The 264-nt window shown below is 47.0% G+C and carries 1 tRNA gene; it reads right to left on the reverse strand.

Annotated elements, in window-relative coordinates:
* Positions 1-124: 124 nt before the first annotated feature.
* A tRNA-Glu gene (locus tag N6P30_RS24540) sits at positions 125-200 on the reverse strand.
* Positions 201-264 lie beyond the last annotated feature (64 nt).

Consider the following 264-nt stretch of genomic DNA (forward strand, 5'->3'; position numbering starts at 1 on the left):
ATTAAGATGTGTCGTTTCAATTTTCAGCTTGATCCAGATTTTTAAAGAGCAAATATCTCAAACGTGACTCGTAAGTCAGTTTTGAGATATGACGGCAGGTGACTTTCACTCACGAACCAGCAAGTGGCGTCCCCTAGGGGATTCGAACCCCTGTTACCGCCGTGAAAGGGCGGTGTCCTGGGCCTCTAGACGAAGGGGACACTGAAGTCTCAATCGCAAGACGCCTTGCTATTTACTTTTCATCAGACAATCTGTGTGAGCACT

The sequence above is a fragment of the Enterobacter sp. PL1 genome, from assembly GCF_945957325.1.
Taxonomy (GTDB): Bacteria; Pseudomonadota; Gammaproteobacteria; order Enterobacterales; family Enterobacteriaceae; genus Enterobacter; species Enterobacter roggenkampii.